The organism is uncultured Maribacter sp. (assembly GCF_947496775.1).
GTDB lineage: Bacteria > Bacteroidota > Bacteroidia > Flavobacteriales > Flavobacteriaceae > Maribacter_B.
On record NZ_CANMDU010000001.1, the window covers coordinates 122110 to 136967 of the forward strand.

Sequence of the window (14858 nt, forward strand, 5' to 3'; positions counted from 1 at the left end):
CATAAATATCAAGATTAGCACCTTCTTATATCATTTTAATAGACTTATCGGCAATATAAGAAACGTTTTGGTGTGCAAAACCCATCCCTTTTCCCATTCGATCTAACCAAGATTTTTGCTCATCACCTGTTATGGAATCATCTTTACATACCAATTGTGTCAAAGTATATAAATTCTGTAATTTCATTTTATTCGTTGGTATTGTCACCAATGGATAGGTAATTTTCCATAATACTTTCATATTTAGAAGATAACATCCCTAATTTTATAACAAGATGACTTAAAAATTCATATCAGATTTAGTATCGTTACAATCAGTTATAGTTATTTTTACAAATGCAACGAATTCAATGCGATATTGATTCTGTTCTTTCTATACTAATTGACTTTAAGACTCGCTTTTAACGCCTTTTTGATTAATAAATTTTCCAACCACGACCGCAGTAATAACCACAAGATAAAATTGTCCTATTAAACCTATTAAAATTGCTGCCTTCTGCGCTAAAGGTGTTATTGGTAATATATCCCCATAACCTATAGACATCATCGTAATAAAGCTAAAATACATAAGTTGTTCTGTAAGGGCATTTGGCTGAACTCCTTGCATAGCCAATAGCCCCCCCTCAAAAGAATTTGGGTTGGTTAATTCTATACTCATACAAATAAAGAAACCTATAAGTCCAAGTGATATAAAACCGCTTATCAACCCATATATTATTGTTTTATTCACTTCTGGTGTTTGCCATACTTGCTTTATTATTTCGTAAGTAACAAATAAGTAAAAAGAAAAATAAATAGCAAATTGTATATAACTTACTAGAAGTGGCTTTTCATCATGTGTCTCTGCAAAACCAAATAAAAAACTACTTGCTATTAATAAAATTAAAAAAAACCAAAAAAGCTCTTTCCTTTTAGATATAAAAATGACGCCGGCTATAAGATTTAATAAAAAGGAAATTGGAGCAATTGTATCTTCAAATACATGGCCAGGAATTAACAATGAGCCAAATAAAATAACTAGTTGGGTTACAAAGAAGAACTCAAAACGATATGAATATATTCTTTTGAACATTATTTAATCTAATAATTCATTATTAAATATATACCCTTTATAATCAACCTTATATAAAACGCTATAAAAAGCAGGAATAAATAATAAAGTTATTACAGTTCCAAACAATAGGCCTACCATGATAGTAACAGCCATGGGCTCCCACATTTCTCCTCCACCCAAATAAAGTGGTATTAAACCGAGTACTGTAGTAAAAGTAGCAAGTAATATTGGTCTAAAGCGTTGTAAACAAGCTGCAATAATAGCATCTTGTGGGTTTCGTTTAACTATGTCTTCTTCCATTTCTATCCGATCCACCAGAACTATAGCATTATTTATGACTATACCTGCTAAGGAAATTACCCCCAAAAAGGCCATGAATCCAAAAGGAACATTAAAAATAAGCAAGCCTAATACCATACCAATAACTCCTAAAGGTATGGTACAGACAATCATAACCGTTTTTCGGAAAGAATTAAATTGTATTATTAATAGCATTATAATGATAAAAGCGGATAATGGTAAATAACTCGCAACCGCACCCATATTCTCTGCAGTACTTTCTGCATCACCCCCAAGATTATAACTATAATCTGGTCCCCATGTAGCAGCTTGCTCCTCTAGCCAAGGTATAATTTCAGCAGTAATAGCGGACGCATTACCGCCTTCAGTCAGCTCACTAGAAACATTAATTGTTCTTGTAAGGTTCAATCTTTTAATTCTTGTATACTGCCATTTCGGAATTATAGAAGCCACCTGCAATAACGGTACACTTTTTCCAGAACTTTGTGCATAAATATTTAATGTCTCTAAAGATGCTAACGTTTGCTGTTTATCTTGATTACTTAACATTACTATAGGGATAGTTTTATCATTCTCCCGATATTCCCCGGTACTAAATCCATCTAGTACCGTCTGTAAAGATGTTGCTATATCCTGATTCGAAACTCCTGCTAATTGCGCTTTATTCTGATCAATATCAATTATAAACTTTTTACCTTTTGGCCCCCAATCATCCTTAATGTTTTTTGTACCAGAAATACCAAATAACTTAGTTTTAATGCTTTCTGATATTTCTGCTAATTTATTAGGGTCATCTCCAGAAACTTTAATTTCTATAGGAGTACCTCCACCTCCTGAACCTAAAAGACCAACTTTTATATCTGCATTTGGAAATGATGCGAAGCTAAAAGAGTCTAATTTTCTAACCATTTCATTATTTATCAAAAAATTAGAGGTGTTAATTAAGATGTGTGCATAATTGGAATTTGCTTCATCTGGGTTATAGCCTAAATCATAAGCAGATGGACCTTCTCCTATATATGCAGACCAATCTACAATTCCCTCTGAAGAATTTTCAGAAACCTGAAGTTCTCTTTTCATAAAAGCTTCAATAGCAGAGACCATTTCCTCGGTACGTTCTATTTTAGTTCCTTCAGGAAGGTTAATATCTGCAGTAATCATATTACGATCACTATCTGGAAAAAACACAAATGCCAATAAGCCAAAACCTAAAATTGATAAAACAAACATTCCGACAATAGCAACAAGTACAGATCGTTTCCAGGATAAGGCTATTAATATTAAATCTTTGTATTTAGATTTTAAACCATTAATCAAGCGATCTAAAAAACCAACTTTTCCTTCCTCTTGTTTTTTTACTTTTAGAAAGAATACACAAAACAATGTAATAATGCTTAGAGAAATAATCCATGAAGACAAAAGTGCTATTGTTATTACCACAAAAATTGGCCCCATGATATCCCCCATGACGGATTCTGCCATATAAAAAGATAAGAACGCAGCAGAAGTTGTTAAAGTAGAAATTAAAAGAGGCGTAAACAACTCTGAACAAGAATCTATAGCTGCCTTTTTAACATCGGCACCATTTTCCATTTTTACCATGACTGATTCTGCTACCACAATACCATTATCCACCATCATTCCTAAGGCCATAATTAAAGCTGCAAGAGTTATCTGATTTAAACCCACATCAATTAAACCCATTATGAACAAAGTGGTAATAGTTACAATTGGAATTAAACTCGCAATAACCAAACCAGTTCTGAAGCCAAGGAATATAAGCATAACAGCTAAAACAATTCCTATGGATTGTAAAAGGTTACCAATAAAATCACTAATCTTTAAATCAATATAGGTGTCAATGGAGGCCAATCGTGATACTTCTAAACCGACAGGTAATTTCTCTTTCCATGTACTAAGTACAACATCTAATTCTTCTCCTAATTTTATAATATTTGCTCCATCTTTAAGAGATACATGCAAAGACAAAGCGTCTTTACCATTAATACTTACAATTTGAGTTGGAGGATTAATATAGCCTTTTCTAACATTTGTAATATCTTTTAAAGGAAGTACCCGTCCTCCTTCTCCAAGCGGAATCAACATCTCTTCGATATCGGAAATGTCGTTAAAATTTCCGGTTGGCTCTAATATAATTCGCTCATCATCTACATTTATTTGTCCTCCAGAACTTAAAATATTAGTATTACTAATTAAACTTTGCAACCCATTGGCTGTTAAGCCATAACTTTTTAATTTAGTATTATCAAACTCTACAAATACACGTTCGGATTGATCGCCATTAATCTCCACTTTTGCAGCATCTGAAAGTTTAATTAAATCGTCTCTCATATCATCTGCATAGTCTTTCATATCAGAAAATGAAAAACCATCACTTGTAAGGCCTACTGCTATACCAAAAACCTCTCCAATTCCATCATCTTTTAATTGTGGTTGTACTCCACTGGGTAATCCTTGTATATCATTAAGTTTTCTTCGTAATCTATCCCAAACCGCTTGTAAATCCTGAGGCTCTACTTGCATTACCAACTCTACCTGAACAACAGACAACCCTGTTCTTGATGTACTTGTTACTTTTTTTAATTCTGGTAATTCCTGAGCTACCTTTTCTATTCGGTCCGTAACTAACTCCTCTACACGTTGCGGACTTGCACCTGGAAACGAAGAAACAATAGAAGCAACCCGAATAGTATATGGCGGCATACTATCTCTTGACAAGGTCTCATAACCAATCAACCCCATGAGCATTACAACTGCAAGCACGCTTAAAACAACACGGTTGTTAGTAATTGAAAATTGAGTAAGATTCATAATTATTTTCGTTTAAATGGTTATTGTAATCTTACTTTTTGTCCATCAAGAAGTGTTTGTAGGCCAGCTGTTGCAATTTTATCTCCATTTTTTACGCCACTTTTTATTTTAAAACCATCAGAAGTTAGTTCTCCTACTTCAATAGTTTGTTTTCTAACAGTTCCTGTTTTATCGTCTTTTGTTTCTATTACAAAAACAAAATTACCATCACCATCCTCTCCAACAGCTTTAACAGGAATAATTAAGGTATTGTCATTTAATTCTTCTCCTGTAGTAAAGTTAAAAATCACGTTTGCCGCCATACCTGGCTTTATATCTTTATTTGAAAGAACATCAATTTTCACAGGATATGTTGCCGAATTAGCATCCACTATTGGAGAAACTTCAAAAACATTACCTATTAATACTTCTCCTAAAGAAGAAATATTAACTTCAACTTCCATTCCTTGTTTAACCTTATTAATTACACTTTCTGGTAAACCTACCTCAATATTAATATCAGTGCCAGCATTTAAAACTGCTATTACTGAGCCAGAAGCAACATTTTCATTTACACTCCCGTTCGTGGAAGCAATAGTTCCATCTTTTGGAGCATAAATGTACCCATAACTAATTTGTGATTGCTGAATACTCTTATTACGCTTAGCAGACTCGTATTGATCTAAAGCACTCTCATAATTATTTTTAGCTGTTTCATAATCACTTAATGATTGACTACCTTTTTCATACAAATTTTTTATCCTGGTTAGAGCTGATTTTGAAGTTTTCATTGCAGAGTTTGCACTATTAAGAGCAGACACTGATTGTTCATAGGCAAGATTAGCTTGTACATTATCTAATTTTGCAATTAAATCACCTTTTTTTACCTGCTGTCCAACCTTTGCGTTAAAAGTGGTCATAATTCCATTACTTCTAAAACTCAATTCAATCTCATCCCCTGCTTTTGCGACTCCACTAAAAGACCTAATTTTTTGAGCATCGGAAGTACCTACTACCCGATAATTTACAGGTCTTAACACCTCTTCTTTCTTTTCTACTTGCTCCTTACAAGAGTCAAAAAATAAAGTTAGCAAGAGAGTTAAAATAATGTGACTAAAATATTTCATAATTAAAGTTGGTTTTTTAATTTTTATTCAAAATAAATTCATTTGCCCTTTGCATAAATGCCTGATTGCTATCTTCTGTATTCATCAAAAAGAAATAACCAATAGCACGTTCCAACTGCATTGAAGCTAGTAAATAATTATAATTGGCTGTAGCACTAGCCAACTGTGATTGCAGATAATTTGTTTGCGCATCAATTAATTGAATTAATGGAATAGCCCCTTCTGCATAAGAACTTTGAGTAAGCCCTAGGCTTTCTTTTGCAGTAACTTCTGCGACTTTTGATATCTCAATATTAGCTATTTCATTAGTTAAGTCTAGCACCAATACATTAATATTATTTTCAATATTTAAATCTGAATTAGCTTTTTGAATATTTAGTTGATCCTCCTGAATCTTCGCAGTTTGTTTATTAATATTCCTCTGATTTTGCTGAAATATTGGTAAAGAAACATTAAGGCCTAAATTATATACTCCGTCTGGCGCAACAGGAGATCCTAAAACAGGTACTGAACCTTTTCCTGATTGCGAAATAGCTAAATTATAATTACCCTGTAGTGCCACAGTAGGAACAAATCTACCAGAAGAATTAAGACGATAGTTCCTTTTTATTGCTCTTAAATTATAATCAATATTCTTAAGTTCAGGAGCATTTAACTTTGCTTCTTTTATTAAAAATTCGATTAAAAAAGGTCTAAGTTTTGGGTTATCTAAAATATCTTTAAAATCATCATATTTATAATTAATAAATAATCCTTCAGAAATAGAAGCTTCTTCTACGTCTATTTCTAAATTAATCGGATTATTCATTAATTGATTTATAGAGTAATAGGACTCACTCAATTGATTTCCTGCTTCAATTAAGGTCTGCATATTTTGGGCAAGTTCACTTCTAAAACGAAGCACGTCTGACTTACTCGATGCACCTGCCTGAAAATTTTGTTCCGATATTTCAAGATTCTTTTTAGTTACCTCTAAGTTTTGTCCCTGAATTTCTACATTAGTCTTTAGTATTAATGTATTAAAATAGGCGACTGATGCATTTAATAAAGCATCTAATTCTGCAGCATTAAAGGTTTCTTGTTGTGCCTTTTGGATATTATCTTGAATAGTAATTCCTGCACCCGCACTTTCCGAATATAAGACCTGTTGTAGACCAACGGTTCCAGAGGTTGAAAACTCTGGATTAGTTCCTCCTGAAATTTCTGCTACTCTTGGATCTAAATATGCCGCAGTTGCACTTGCTGAAACATCTGGAAGAAAATTACTTTTAGCAGTTTTAAGGTCTTGAGTGCTTAGGTCAACGTTCTTGCGTTCTACTTCAAGTCCTAAGTTTTTATTTACAACACCATTCATAATATCTACTATGGAATATGTGTTATCTGCAGAATACGAGCTATTTCCTCCCACAATATCAACAGTACCCAACATACTATAACGCAAAGGAAAATTAATCTGTTTTGCTGTGTTAAAATTTAAAGAAAGTCTATTATTATAATCCAATTTTAAGGGCAATTCTGAAGGATTTGTACCATTCACAACTGCCTCTACATTTAATGCTAATCGTCTAAAAAACTGGTCTAAGTTGGTAGCTGGCTGATTCGTTGCTAAAATTCCTTTTTCCACATCTAATTTACGGTTTGCAGAAAAAGAAGGTAATTCTTTATCGTTAATTATATTAACCATTTTTTTAAATGCATCATCGGTCAAAGCAAAACCACCAGCAAGATATACAGCATCTATACCCTCTAAAGAATTAGCTATATTGCCATCTTCAGGTATATTAATTAAAGAATAACTTGTTTTTTTATCTGCGAAATAATCATCAAAAAGTGCTCTAACTGGAAGTGCTTCAGGAAGATATTCATCTACTAAAATTCCTACCTTTTTAAACTCATAAATAGAATTAAAAGCTTCTAAATCTTTCTTATAAGATAAAGGAGCTATGATATAAGCTAAATTATTTATCCCAGTAGTATTCTGCTGCGCTGGTAAATCAATAAAATCACTATTAACAGATCCGAAAACAATTACTGGTTTGCCATAAGACTTTTGCTGGTATAAAGCTATATTATTAATTACACCAAAAGCCAAAATGATATTTACTTCGCTTTTTTCTAGAGCTATAAAATTTGTTTTGGCCAATTCTAAATCATAATTATTCTCTAAAGGACTTTTAAAAATCATATTAGTATCTTGTCCCATTACAGAACGAATTTCATTTTTAAGCTTTTCGAATAAAGCCAAATTTTCCTTCGAATCCTTATCGACAAGTACTCCAATATTAATAGTCTTTGAACTTTGAGCAAATGAAAAAAACGATGCTAAAAGAAAGACAACTACAACTAATTGTTTTTTCATAATTTTAATTTATTTCCAACCTTTTCTTTCATAGACACCTTTTAAAAGTTTTTTATAGGTATCTAAGTAATAACCATATTGCTTATCATCTAAAATTGGCTTAACTTCTGAATGTTGTTTTTGTAAAAGCTCTTCGAATTTAGAGCGTATTTCTTTGGGAGTGTATCCTTTTTCTTTTTTTTCTAGAGCCGTCATCTTATAAGTATGATATAAGATTATATTATAAAATTCCTTTCTTTTCTCTCCAGTAACACCCATTATGGTAGCCCTATCATAAAACCATAATTGCAAGCTATCTCTTTCTGTACTTTTAAATATATCTACTCGCTTAGATTTTTCTTGACCATTATCCTCCTGAGAATAAATTGGGCTAGATAATATTACTAAAAAAATTATAAAAGCAACTATTTTTAGAAAGGATTTAATCATCATGTTTTCCATTGTTTGTTTTAAATATAAATAACTTAGCGCAAATATCTAAATAAAATAACTTAGTGCAAATATCTCAATAGAATAACTTTTAATGATAAAAAACATATTAGTAAATTACTTTTTCATTATTAGTAATCACATTAAAAAATTGAATATTGGCTTTAACCTCTAAACCAAAAAAGTTTAGTTTTAATACTTATTGATAATTAATAAACGCCAAACACTCATAAATCTAGTCAAATTCTTTAAAACCTTAAAGCTTTATTAAAAAACGAGCTGATTCGGGGTCACTAGTTTTTTGAACCTCTCAAAACGCTTTTAAAACCTGACAAAATAAGATTTTTGGATAGATCTTCTTTGTCTCAAGCTTAATAAAGAAAATAAATTTTTAAAAGATTATTTTTCAAAAATATATACATTTGTGTTAGACGAAATACCAAATAGTAATATTGAGTATTAGATTGAGTTCACAATCCGTCAACATAAAACATGGAATTTAGCATAGAGCCTAGAAACATTGGAATAAAGCCATAAGGTTTGAATCCTGTCGAGGTCACAACAAAAACGTCTAAACACCTATGTTTAGGCGTTTTTTTATTCCAACACCTCTGTATTAACCCAACATTTTTCCGAAATTCTATAATACACTTACTAACAGATATTTATATTAAATGTAAATTTGTAATTACTTTTGCCTTCATAAAATAAGAAAAAAATATTAAGACTTTTACTAAACGTATTGTAAGTACTTTACAACCTTTGAGATAAGAGCGATAGCATTTTAAAGAAAATAGTGTATGAGCAATACATTTAAATATTTTGCATTATACTTATGCACCAAAAAAAACTTCCCTTATCTACGTTTTTATAAAACAACTTTTTATATACAAGAACTATTTATTGCCGTTATTTATTCTTTTTACTTGTTTATTACTCAACCCCTGTCTAAAATAAACATCAGGATCATGGTTTACTCGGTGTTGTTTCATTTCTGGATCATGAACATCCAAGCTTAAATCACAATCAAAACGCACTAACTTTGAGTGGAGTTTATCTCTCCCTCCCAAGTTTATAAAATGTGCTAATCCCCATGTAATACCACGACCATCTTTTGTGTCTGTAAAAGCGTCTGCGACATATGGTGCGGCAGCATACGGCATTAACTCTGTTATAGAAGCAATTTCAAAATTAACCCAGTCTTTTGCATATTGTATGGTATTATGTTCAGGACCATCTTTATATACCAAAGCTGCAACCCCTTCTTTAAAGGGAAACAAAGAAGTTTCATGACCAGATGTAATTACCGGATTTAATGGGTGTTTTACAAAAGGACCTAAAGGGCTGTCCGCAATAGCTAACCCTTGCATGCGAACTAAGTCTGGTTTCTCTCCAAAGTCAGATTTATAATAGATATATATTTTTCCATCATGTACTAAAGGATAAGGATCATGAATAGAATATTGGTCCCATTCCCCTTCTTTACCATTGGGTATCACTATTTTATTATAGGGAATCCAAGGGCCATCTGGAGAGTCTGCATAAGAAACTGCTACAGGGCAATCGTCTCCTCGTTTTCCACTAGCTTCCATAAATCCTTGGTAGTATAAATAAAATTTACCTTCCCATTCTAAAATATCTGTTGTCGTTACAGCTCTCCATCCTACAATTGGTTTTTCTGGTCGTTTAATTGCTACTCCTTGTTCTTTCCAATTAAAACCATCCGTGGAGGTAGCATACCATATTTCTGCTAAATCCCAATCAGCAGAAGGTATTTCGTCTGTAGATTTAGCTGCTCCTTGTGGAGGCGCTGGGGTATTTCTATAGGTATACCAGACATAGTATTTTCCGTTATATAGCAAAGTTTTAGAAGGGTCCCGACGAGAGATAGTACCATCTTCACTATTATAATCAAATCCTTTTAACTCCGTATACTTAAATTGACTAAACAATTCGTTATACTGTGGTTCTGGCGATGCATAGTCTGTATAAATACGTTCCATTGCAGCACTCATTTTACGTTGAGGTTTTTCTTTTGGCAATACAAACGGAAATCCTCCCTGATTTTCCACTACCTCTTCTTTTCTATTTTTTTTATTCTCCTGATTACAAGACCATAATGCACAAATAGCAAGCAATACCCAACCTATTTTTTTCATTTTTATATTCTTATCGTTCTCCTAAATATTCTATGTATGTATAGTATACTCCAAAAACTTTATTGTCTTCTATAAAAATCAATTACCAAAAAAAGTTTTCCCTTTTTCTAAATTTACATTAAAAGCTATTTCTACATCTAATTTTGTGATTTCCGCTTCAAAAATTTTATTTGCAATTTTTACTCTTACTATCTCTGGAGAAATAGTTTTGTAAATAAATCAATTTTTTGGATTTTTTTCTGAGACTCCCAAAATAGTACCATAAAACCAATGTAGTCCTAAAAGCAGCTTAGTGTTTCTATACGCTTTTAATAAAATAGATAAAACAGTATTAAATAAAGTGAAATACCCCTTAGCAAACTTAGAAAACTAACTGGTTATAACAAAAATTACAATTTACCGCTATTAACTTGGTATACTTTTCTGATAATGAGAATTAAACTAATCTTTTATCAACAATCCATGTTTACAAAAAAAATAACAAAACATTAAGATAAAAACTCATAATAAACTCATTTACAGTAAATTAAATTCACGTTTAATTAAATTAACATCTCTCATTTAGGCTAAAAGGTGAGTAAATCAATAAACCAAATAGCTATATAAACACTAACAATTATAATGATATTTGGAATTGTTCTATATTATATTAACTTTAGCAAAAATTTAATTTATGGATTTAACGGAAAGAGCTCTCGAGTTTGAAACTAGAAAAATGAGCAACATGTCTACTAGTGACCGTGTTGAAGCCTCTAGAGAAGCAAAAGCATTGATATTAGAAATTAACGAAATTTATAAGGAAACTAAGGATTCTGACTTAATGGATATGATGAAGCGTTTAACAGAGAAAAAGAAAAAAATTGAAAAACGTCTTAAAGGTGCGCCTTTAGTATAAAACTTTTAAAAATTAATTTAAGATTCTTTTAGTCATTTTGGTTAATAGAATACTTAAAAACGAAAAGGTGCATAGTAAATAACTATGCACCTTTTTGTTTGTTTAATAATCGTAATAAAAATGGACTTTATACTAAACCCTTGGCCCTGGTATGTTTCTGGGCCTTTAATAACTTTAATAATGGTTCTTTTGATCCTTTTTGGAAAGAACTTTGGAATGTCGTCTAACCTTAAAACTCTTTGTACCATTGGTGGAGCAGCCAAATATTCCGACTTTTTTAAAATTGATTGGCGTTCTTTTAAATGGAACTTAGTAGTTGTTCTTGGAGCCATAATTGGTGGATTTATTGCTACTCAATTTTTATCTAATGGCACTCCCATAGATTTAAGCCCAGATACCATTGCTGATTTAAAAGCTCTAGGTTTTTCTAACCCTAGCACTAATTTACTGCCTCCAGAAATATATAGTTGGGATAGTGTTTTAAGCCTAAAAGGTATCTGTATTCTTTGTATCGCTGGCTTCTTAGTTGGTTTTGGGACCAGATATGCTGGTGGGTGCACTTCTGGTCATGCTATTAGCGGATTAAGTAATTTACAAATACCTTCTTTGATTGCTGTTATTGGCTTTTTTATTGGAGGACTACTAATGACACATTTTATTTTACCATTGATTTTTTAAATATGAAATTCATTAAATTTTTAATCGTCGGTATCCTTTTTGGAATTATTTTAGTAAAATCTGAAGCAGTTTCTTGGTATAGAATTTTTGAAATGTTTAAGTTTCAATCTTTCCATATGTATGGTATTATTGGTTTTGCAGTAGGTTTAGGAATAGTATCTATATATATCATTAAAAAAACCAAAATTAAAAGTATAACAGGTACTGAAATTAAAATACCAGCTAAGAACAAAGGTTTTGTAAATTATCTACTTGGTGGTTCAATCTTTGGCTTAGGATGGGCGTTAGGCGGTGCGTGCCCAGGCCCTATGTATATTCTTGTAGGTACAGGTGTTTTTAGTATGCTTATTGTTATTACAGCAGCAACTTTAGGAACCTTTGTCTATGGGCTATTAAAAAATAAGCTTCCTCACTAACTTCCCTCAAAACTACATATTCCTATCCTAAATTTTTCCTTTTAGATTGTATGACATAAGTCATATATTTTTTCTATAGATACCACTAAACTTGTGGTTCATGTCAAAAAAAAACAACAGTGACTCTAATAGAAAAAATTACAACTTTAAAAAAGGAAAAGAATGCGGTTATTCTCGCCCATTATTACCAGGACAAAGAAATTCAAGATATTGCCGATTTTGTTGGTGACAGTTTAGAATTATCTAAAAGAGCTGCTGAATCTACTGCAGATATTATCGTTTTTTCAGGAGTTCATTTTATGGCTGAAACTGCCAAATTATTAAACCCTAGTAAAACCGTTGTTTTACCAGATGTAAAAGCAGGCTGTTCTCTTGCGGATTCTTGTCCTCCAAAAAAATTTCAAGAATTTATAAATGCCAACCCGGATCATACAGTTATTACTTATATTAATTGTAGCGCTGAAATAAAGGCAATTTCCGATTTAGTTTGCACCTCTTCTAATGCCGTAAAAATTATTGAATCAGTACCTAAAGAAAAACCTATCATCTTTGCTCCTGATAAAAATTTAGGAAAATATCTTGCGCAAAAAACGGGTAGAGATTTACTTTTATGGGATGGCAGCTGTATTGTTCATGAAGCATTCAGTATAGAAAAATTGCTAGAACTACATAAAAAGCATCCTGATGCCGTAATTATTGCGCATCCAGAATCAGAAGCCCACATTTTAAAAACAGCTAGCTATATTGGATCTACTTCTGGCATGATAAGCTATGTAAAAGAACATCCCAAAAACAAATTCATTGTAGCTACTGAGGCCGGTATTCTTCATAAAATGCAACAAGAAGCTCCAAATACAATATTAATACCGGCACCCAGTAAAGTAGACAACACTTGTGCTTGTAGTGAATGTGCATATATGCGTATAAACACGCTCCAAAAACTTTATGATTGCCTAAAAAATGAATCTCCAAAAATAGAAATACCAAGTAACATACGAGAGAAAGCGGTTATTCCTATACAAAAAATGTTAACTCTATCCGCGTAAAATGATTTCTACAAACTATTTGGTAATTGGGTCTGGCGTTGCCGGCCTTACTTTTGCAGTTAAAATTGCTCAAAAATTTCCTAATAAAACTATTACCATTGTTACTAAAGGCGATGAAGAAGAATCGAATACAAAATATGCGCAAGGTGGTATAGCTGTTGTTTTAAATGAACAAAAAGATTCTTTTGCCAAACATATAGAAGACACTTTAATTGCTGGTGACGGGCTTTGCACCCCAGAAATAGTCGCTATGGTTGTAAAAGAAGGCCCAAAAAGACTACAGGAACTTGTGGCATGGGAAACCAATTTCGATTTAGATTCTAATGGTACTTTTGATTTAGGCAAAGAAGGGGGACATTCGGAATACAGAGTTGTGCATTACAAAGATATTACTGGCTTTGAACTAGAAAGAGCACTTTTGAAAAAAGTACACCAGCTACCTAATATTACAATTTTACCTCATCATTTTGCTATTGATTTAATTACAGAGCACCATATAGAAAATAAAGAAACAGATGCTGTTTCTTGTTATGGCGCTTATATTCTAAACCAATGTACAGACAAGATTCTAACTATAAAGGCACAACATACCTTACTAGCATCTGGTGGAATAGGCAGTGTTTATGGACACACGACCAACCCAATTATTGCAACAGGAGATGGGATAGCTATGGCTTACAGAGCTAAAGCGGTTATTAAAGACATGGAGTTCGTTCAATTTCACCCAACAACTATGTATACTCCAGAAGGTGGTTCTTCCTTTTTAATTTCTGAAGCTGTTCGTGGATTTGGCGCTTATTTACGGACTAAAGACGGACATCGTTTTATGTTAGATTATGATTCTAGAGCAGAATTAGCCTCGAGAGATATCGTTTCTCAGTGTATTGATTCTGAGTTAAAAAAAACAGGAGACCCTTTTGTTTATCTAGATTGTACCCACTTAGATATGGCTGCTTTTAAAAAGCATTTTCCTAATATTTACGAAAAATGTTCTGAAGAACATATTCAACTAGAAAAAGATTGGATTCCCGTAGTCCCTGCATCTCATTATTTATGCGGTGGAATAGACATTGATAAAAACGGAAAAACATCTGTAAACAATCTTTATGCGTGCGGAGAATGTAGTAGAACAGGGCTTCATGGCGCCAACCGTTTGGCCTCTAACTCCTTATTAGAAGCTCTTGTTTATTCCCATAATATATATTTAGATTTGTGTGAAGCTCCAAAAGTTAACATTCCAGAGAACATTCCACCTTGGAATGATGATGGAACCTCTATTCCTAAAGAGCATATTTTAATTCAACATAACCTAAAACAACTACAAGCTTTAATGCGAAATTATGTCGGGATTGTTCGCAATAATGACCGTCTTCATATGGCTATTAAGCATTTAAACTTACTCTATGAAGAAGTCGAAGAGTTGTATAGAAAATCTAAAATTACAACCGCCCTTTGTGAGCTTAGAAATATGATAAATGTGGCTCATTTAATTATTCAGCAATCTTTAAATAGAAAAGAAAACAAGGGAGGATATTATAATATAAGTAACATAAAAAAAGCATCTAAATAAAAATTTAGATGCCA

At 32.3% G+C, this 14858-nt stretch carries 12 protein-coding genes; 5 read left to right on the forward strand and 7 right to left on the reverse strand.

What is annotated here, in order from left to right; genetic code table 11:
* Positions 1–25 precede the first annotated feature (25 nt).
* The 7 genes from Q0856_RS00615 to Q0856_RS00645 all read right to left on the reverse strand — a co-directional run bounded on the left by Q0856_RS00615 (position 26) and on the right by Q0856_RS00645 (position 10239).
* Positions 26–241: a hypothetical protein gene (locus Q0856_RS00615; protein WP_298501641.1), complete on the reverse strand. Its 216-nt coding sequence runs from the start codon at positions 239–241 to the stop codon at positions 26–28.
* A gap of 147 nt (positions 242–388) precedes the next feature.
* Positions 389–1072: an ion channel gene (locus Q0856_RS00620; protein ID WP_298501644.1), complete on the reverse strand. Its 684-nt coding sequence runs from the start codon at positions 1070–1072 to the stop codon at positions 389–391.
* Between the two features lie 3 nt (positions 1073–1075).
* Positions 1076–4186 (reverse strand): efflux RND transporter permease subunit, encoded by a 3111-nt coding sequence (locus Q0856_RS00625; protein ID WP_298501647.1) that lies wholly within the window; start codon positions 4184–4186, stop codon positions 1076–1078.
* Between the two features lie 20 nt (positions 4187–4206).
* On the reverse strand, positions 4207–5292 hold the full coding sequence (locus Q0856_RS00630) for an efflux RND transporter periplasmic adaptor subunit (protein WP_298501650.1): 1086 nt from the start codon (positions 5290–5292) through the stop codon (positions 4207–4209).
* A 16-nt stretch (positions 5293–5308) separates the two neighbouring features.
* The gene (locus Q0856_RS00635; protein WP_298501652.1) at positions 5309–7651 is read right to left on the reverse strand and encodes a TolC family protein; all 2343 of its coding nucleotides are present in this window, start codon (positions 7649–7651) and stop codon (positions 5309–5311) included.
* Between the two features lie 9 nt (positions 7652–7660).
* Positions 7661–8083: a hypothetical protein gene (locus Q0856_RS00640; RefSeq protein WP_298501655.1), complete on the reverse strand. Its 423-nt coding sequence runs from the start codon at positions 8081–8083 to the stop codon at positions 7661–7663.
* Positions 8084–8976: 893 nt separating this feature from the next.
* Positions 8977–10239 (reverse strand): glycoside hydrolase, encoded by a 1263-nt coding sequence (locus Q0856_RS00645; protein ID WP_298501658.1) that lies wholly within the window; start codon positions 10237–10239, stop codon positions 8977–8979.
* A gap of 673 nt (positions 10240–10912) precedes the next feature.
* Here Q0856_RS00645 and Q0856_RS00650 point away from each other — a divergent pair.
* The 5 genes from Q0856_RS00650 (at position 10913) to nadB (ending at position 14844) form a co-directional block, all read left to right on the forward strand.
* Entirely contained in the window at positions 10913–11134 is a 222-nt protein-coding gene (locus Q0856_RS00650) for a hypothetical protein (RefSeq protein ID WP_121068391.1), read from the forward strand.
* Positions 11135–11254: 120 nt separating this feature from the next.
* A complete protein-coding gene (locus Q0856_RS00655) occupies positions 11255–11812 on the forward strand; it encodes a YeeE/YedE thiosulfate transporter family protein (RefSeq protein ID WP_298472868.1) in 558 nt (185 codons plus the stop codon).
* A gap of 2 nt (positions 11813–11814) precedes the next feature.
* Positions 11815–12228 carry a DUF6691 family protein gene (locus Q0856_RS00660; protein WP_298501661.1) on the forward strand — a complete coding sequence of 138 codons (414 nt, stop codon included), beginning with the start codon at positions 11815–11817 and terminating at the stop codon, positions 12226–12228.
* Between the two features lie 119 nt (positions 12229–12347).
* Positions 12348–13274 (forward strand): quinolinate synthase NadA, encoded by a 927-nt coding sequence (nadA, locus tag Q0856_RS00665; protein WP_298501663.1) that lies wholly within the window; start codon positions 12348–12350, stop codon positions 13272–13274.
* A gap of 1 nt (position 13275) precedes the next feature.
* Positions 13276–14844, forward strand: coding sequence for an L-aspartate oxidase (nadB, locus tag Q0856_RS00670; protein WP_298501665.1), 1569 nt, complete (start codon positions 13276–13278; stop codon positions 14842–14844).
* Positions 14845–14858: the final 14 nt, after the last annotated feature.

Excerpts from the sequence above, each read along its gene's own strand:
- Q0856_RS00630 (WP_298501650.1), bottom strand. The coding sequence starts at position 5,292 with ATGAAATATTTTAGTCACATTATTTTAACTCTCTTGCTAACTTTATTT.
- Q0856_RS00625 (WP_298501647.1), bottom strand. The coding sequence starts at position 4,186 with ATGAATCTTACTCAATTTTCAATTACTAACAACCGTGTTGTTTTAAGC.
- Q0856_RS00620 (WP_298501644.1), bottom strand. The coding sequence starts at position 1,072 with ATGTTCAAAAGAATATATTCATATCGTTTTGAGTTCTTCTTTGTAACC.
- Q0856_RS00645 (WP_298501658.1), bottom strand. The coding sequence starts at position 10,239 with ATGAAAAAAATAGGTTGGGTATTGCTTGCTATTTGTGCATTATGGTCT.
- Q0856_RS00640 (WP_298501655.1), bottom strand. The coding sequence starts at position 8,083 with ATGATGATTAAATCCTTTCTAAAAATAGTTGCTTTTATAATTTTTTTA.
- Q0856_RS00660 (WP_298501661.1), top strand. The coding sequence starts at position 11,815 with ATGAAATTCATTAAATTTTTAATCGTCGGTATCCTTTTTGGAATTATT.
- nadB (WP_298501665.1), top strand. The coding sequence starts at position 13,276 with ATGATTTCTACAAACTATTTGGTAATTGGGTCTGGCGTTGCCGGCCTT.
- Q0856_RS00655 (WP_298472868.1), top strand. The coding sequence starts at position 11,255 with ATGGACTTTATACTAAACCCTTGGCCCTGGTATGTTTCTGGGCCTTTA.
- Q0856_RS00650 (WP_121068391.1), top strand. The coding sequence starts at position 10,913 with ATGGATTTAACGGAAAGAGCTCTCGAGTTTGAAACTAGAAAAATGAGC.
- Q0856_RS00635 (WP_298501652.1), bottom strand. The coding sequence starts at position 7,651 with ATGAAAAAACAATTAGTTGTAGTTGTCTTTCTTTTAGCATCGTTTTTT.
- Q0856_RS00615 (WP_298501641.1), bottom strand. The coding sequence starts at position 241 with ATGAAAGTATTATGGAAAATTACCTATCCATTGGTGACAATACCAACG.